This window comes from Mycobacterium sp. (assembly GCF_032161845.1).
GTDB lineage: Bacteria > Actinomycetota > Actinomycetes > Mycobacteriales > Mycobacteriaceae > Mycobacterium.
Map to the genome: position 1 here is coordinate 1 of NZ_JAVRQA010000501.1, position 4,992 is coordinate 4,992.

General features: G+C 63.9%; 5 protein-coding genes. All 5 read left to right on the plus strand.

Going from position 1 to position 4,992, the window contains the following annotated elements; all coding sequences use genetic code 11:
* Positions 1-179 precede the first annotated feature (179 nt).
* Positions 180-1,526: an ABC1 kinase family protein gene (locus QOD90_RS27615; protein WP_526355090.1), complete on the plus strand. Its 1,347-nt coding sequence runs from the start codon at positions 180-182 to the stop codon at positions 1,524-1,526.
* 31 nt (positions 1,527-1,557) lie between these two features.
* A complete protein-coding gene (locus QOD90_RS27620; protein WP_526355092.1) occupies positions 1,558-2,460 on the plus strand; it encodes an alpha/beta fold hydrolase in 903 nt (300 codons plus the stop codon).
* Between the two features lie 139 nt (positions 2,461-2,599).
* A complete protein-coding gene (locus tag QOD90_RS27625; protein ID WP_526355093.1) occupies positions 2,600-3,478 on the plus strand; it encodes a cyclopropane mycolic acid synthase family methyltransferase in 879 nt (292 codons plus the stop codon).
* A 117-nt stretch (positions 3,479-3,595) separates the two neighbouring features.
* Positions 3,596-4,486, plus strand: a complete 891-nt coding sequence (locus tag QOD90_RS27630) for a cyclopropane mycolic acid synthase family methyltransferase (protein WP_526355095.1) — start codon at positions 3,596-3,598, stop codon at positions 4,484-4,486.
* A gap of 141 nt (positions 4,487-4,627) precedes the next feature.
* Positions 4,628-4,992 (plus strand): class I SAM-dependent methyltransferase (locus QOD90_RS27635; RefSeq protein WP_526355097.1); only part of this gene is annotated, 365 nt, incomplete at its 3' end.

The following is a 4,992-nucleotide window of genomic DNA, read 5'->3' on the forward strand; positions in this document are numbered from 1 at the left end:
CGCCAGCGATCCGAACTCTTTGTCGGCAAAGTACGACGCTGACCTCTCGGTATCGAACTCCAGCTCGAAACAACCGGCACTGCCGGTCACGGCGAACACCGTACTTCACTACGACAGAAGGTGTGACGGGGACCACACGAAATTTCCGCCTGACCGGCACTTTTGAGACACTGGCTGGCATGACAACCACCAAGCACCGCGAGGTAGCCCGGCTGGACCGGGTCCCGTTACCGGTCGAGGCCGCTCGCATCGGCGTGACGGGATGGCAGATCACCCGCACCGGCGCGCGGGTCGTCAGCAATCTGGTCGGCCGCGGCTCGCTGCAGCAGAAGATCATCAAGCAGATCCCGCAGACGTTCGCAGATCTGGGCCCCACCTACGTCAAGTTCGGCCAGATCATCGCGTCCAGTCCCGGCGCCTTCGGCGAAGGCATGAGCCGCGAGTTCCGCACCCTCCTCGACCGGGTGCCGCCCGCCAACACCGAACAAGTGCACAAGCTCTTCAAGGAGGAGCTCGGCGACGATCCGGCCAACCTGTTCAAGAGTTTCGACGAGGAGCCCTTCGCCTCGGCGTCGATCGCCCAGGTGCACTACGCGACGCTGCACTCCGGCGAGGAGGTCGTGGTCAAGATTCAGCGGCCCGGCATCCGCCGCCGCGTGGCCGCCGATCTTCAGATCCTCAAGCGCGGCGCGCAACTGGTCGAGCTGGCCAAGCTCGGGCGACGCCTCAGCGCCCAGGACGTCGTCGCCGACTTCGCCGACAACCTCGCCGAGGAACTCGACTTCCGCCTCGAAGCACAGTCGATGGACGCGTGGGTGGCGCACATGCACGCCTCGCCGCTTGGCAAGAACATCCGTGTGCCGCAAGTGTATTGGGATCTGACCAGCGAGCGCGTGCTGACGATGGAGCGCATCCAGGGCGTCCGCATCGACGACGTGGCCGCGATCCGCAAGAAGGGATTCGACGGCACTGAGCTGGTCAAGGCGCTGCTGTTCAGCGTCTTCGAGGGTGGCCTGCGCCACGGCCTGTTCCACGGCGACCTGCACGCGGGCAACCTCTACGTCGACGACGACGGCAAGATCGTCTTCTTCGACTTCGGCATCATGGGCCGCGTCGATCCCCGTACCCGGTGGCTGCTGCGCGAGCTGGTGTACGCGCTACTGGTGACGAAGGACCACGCGGCGGCAGGCAAGATCGTCGTCCTGATGGGTGCCGTCGGCAACGTCAAGCCGGAGGGTGAAGCGGCGAAAGACCTTGAGGCATTTGCCACTCCGCTCACGATGACGTCGCTGGGCGATCTGTCCTACGCCGAGATCGGCAAGCAGCTCTCGACGCTGGCCGAGGCCTACGACGTCAAGCTGCCGCGCGAACTCGTCCTCATCGGCAAGCAGTTCCTCTACGTCGAGCGCTACTTGAAGCTGCTGGCGCCCAAGTGGCAAATGATGACCGACCCGCAACTGACCGGCTACTTCGCCAACTTCATGGTCGAGGTCAGCCGCGAGCACACCGACGAGTTGGACGGCTGATGGCCGACGAGCGCTTGCGCGAGGAGCATCTATGAACGTCCGTACGGGTGCCGCCAAGTCAGGCGAGCTGGACATCGTCTACGAGGACATGGGCGACGAGAACCACCCCGCCGTCCTGCTGATCATGGGGCTCGGCGCGCAATTGTTGTTCTGGCGCAAGGGTTTCTGCGAACGCCTGGTGAACCAGGGGTTGCGCGTCATCCGCTACGACAACCGTGACGTCGGGCTCTCCAGCAAGGTCGAGGGCCGTCATACCGGAGCGAAGCTGCTGCCGCGAATGATGCGGTCCCAGCTCGGCCTGCGCAACGAGGCGGTCTACACGCTGGAACACATGGCCGACGACGCCGCGGCGCTGCTCGACCACCTGCAGATCGACAAGGCCCACATCGTGGGCGGATCGATGGGCGGGATGATCGCGCAGATCTTCGCCGCGCGGTATCAGCAGCGCACCAAGACGTTGGCCGTCATCTTCTCGAGCAACAATCAGGCACTGCTGCCTCCGCCAGGCCCCAAGCAGTTGCGGGCGGTGACGACGCGGCCCAAGGACACCTCACGCGACGGCGTGATCGCCAACTCCGTGCGCGTCGGGAAGATCATCGGCAGCCCGGGCTACCCGGTCCCCGAGGACCAGATGGTGGCCGACGCCGCGGAGTTCTACGAGCGGTCGTACTACCCGGCCGGGGTGGCGCGACAGTTCAGCGCGATCCTCGGCAGCGGCAGCCTGCTCTCCTACGACAAGCAGATCACCGCGCCGACCGTGGTGATTCACGGTCGCGCGGACAAGTTGATGCGCCCAGCTGGCGGCCGCGCAATAGCCAAGGCCATCCGCAGGTCCCGGCTGGTGTTGTTCGACGGAATGGCCCACGACTTGCCCGAACCGCTGTGGGACGACATCGTCGGCGAACTGAAGACCACGTTCGCTGAAGTCCCCTGACGCGGCGCGGGGCCGGTCGTCGACCAATTCGGCTGGCGGCCTCGGGCGGCGTAGAGTGCGCGATTGAGAACATGAGGGGCTCCGCGAGTCATCGGCGACCGTGCCGAGCCCTTGATCAGCCAGGAAGGCATTCTCCACCATGTCGACTACCCGCAAGAAGGGTGGCCTCAAGCCGCACTTCGAGGACGTACAGGCGCACTACGACCTGTCGGACGAATTCTTCAGTCTCTTCCTCGACCCCACCCAGACCTATAGCTGCGCCTACTTCGAGCGCGACGACATGTCGCTGGAGGAAGCCCAGCTCGCCAAGGTCGACTTGGCGCTTGGCAAGTTGGGTCTCGAACCGGGCATGACGCTGCTCGACGTCGGCTGTGGCTGGGGTTCGACCATGCTGAGGGCGATCGAGAAGTACGACGTGAACGTCGTCGGCCTGACCCTGAGCGAGAACCAGAAGGCGCACGTCGAGAGCGAGTTCGCCAAGCACGACAGCCCCCGCACCAAGCGCGTCCTGCTCAACGGTTGGGAGCAGTTCGACGAACCTGTCGATCGGATCGTCTCGATCGGCGCGTTCGAGCACTTCGGCAAGGACCGCTGGGACGACTTCTTCGCCATGGCCTACAAGGCGCTGCCCGACGACGGCGTGATGTTGCTACACACCATCACCGCGCTCACGCTCCCCCAGATGACCGCGGCCGGGCTGCCACTGACGTTCTCGATCGCGCGGTTCGTGAAGTTCATCCTCACCGAGATCTTCCCTGGTGGATACCTGCCGACCACCGAGATGGCGGGCGAGTTTGCGACCAGGGGCGGCTTCACGCTGACCAGAACGCAGTCGCTGCAGAAGCACTACGCCAGGACGCTGGACACCTGGTCGGCCGCACTGGAGGCGCACAAGGACGAGGCCATCGCGGTCCAGTCCGAAGAGGTCTACGACCGTTACATGCACTACCTCACCGGATGCGCCAAGGGTTTCCACGAGGGTTACATCGACGTTTGCCAGTTCACTCTGGCTAAATAGGCGCTTCGGCGCACGGCTGCGTCATCCGTCGCATTCACAAAAGCGCAGTAGCGTTAGCTGCGAATCCCTCAGACCACCGGGTTTCGTGTACCAACACCCGGAAGGCGGGCCCCTGAAATGGCCGAACTCGTTCCACACTTCGACGACGTGCAGTCACACTACGACTTGTCCGACGACTTCTACCGGTTGTTCCTCGACGACACGCAGACCTACAGCTGTGCCTTCTTCGAGCGCGATGACATGACGCTGGAAGAGGCGCAGTACGCCAAGATCGACCTGTCGCTTGGCAAGCTGGGCCTTGAGCCGGGGATGACGCTGCTGGACATCGGGTGCGGCTGGGGCGCGACGATGCTTCGGGCCGTCGAGAAGTACGACGTCAACGTCATCGGACTCACTCTCAGCGAGAACCAGCACGCGCACGTCGAAAAGCTGTTCGCCGACTCCAAGAGCCAACGCTCCATGCGGGTGCTGCTCAACGGCTGGGAGCAGTTCGACGAGCCCGTCGACCGGATCGTGTCGATCGGTGCCTTCGAGCACTTCGGCTTCGACCGCTACCCCGACTTCTTCAAGATGGCCTACCGGGTGCTGCCCGACGACGGCGTGATGATGCTGCACACCATCACCGGCATGTCGATGGAGTACGCGCGGGCCAACGGCATCCCGCTCACGATGGAACTCGCGCGGTTCGTGAAGTTCCTGATCACCGAGATCTTCCCCGGCGGTCAGCTGTGCACGCCCGAACTGGTCGACGAACTCTCCACCGCGGCCGGCTTCACCGTTGCCAGGACGCAGTCGCTGCGTCCGCACTACGCCCGTACGCTCGACATCTGGGCCGCCGCGCTGGAGTCCCGCAGGGACGAGGCCATCGCCTTGCAGTCCGAAGAGGTCTACGACCGCTACATGCGGTACCTAACCGGCTGCGCGAAGCTGTTCCACCAGCACCAGGCCGACATCAACCAGTTCACCCTGACGAAGTCACCGGTCGATTTGGCGTCGGCCGCCTACTGACCAGTAATCTGTACCGCTTGAGGGGCGAGTTTGCACGTCGATGCCCCACACCGCGGGTAGGGTCCGTCACAACGGGGGCCCACGACGACGACCATCGGCGCACCCGATCTGCAGTAACGAGAAAGGCCAAGCAGGAGAAACATGTCTGATAACTCAACCGGCACCAAGGATATGACTCCTCACTTCGAGGACATCCAGGCGCACTACGACCTGTCGGACGACTTCTTCGGGGTTTTCCAGGATCCGACGCGCAAGTACAGCTGTGCCTACTTCACCAGCCCGACGGACACCCTGTCCGAGGCGCAGATCGCCAACGTCGACCAGCACCTCGATTCTCTCGATCTCAAGCCGGGCATGACGCTGCTCGAGGTCGGTTGCGGCTGGGGTCTGACACTGCAGCGCGCGATGGAGAAGTACGACGTCAACGTCGTCGGGCTGACGTTGAGCAAGAACCAGCAGGCCTACTGCAACCAGCTGCTCGAAAGCCTCGACAGCGAGCGCACCTT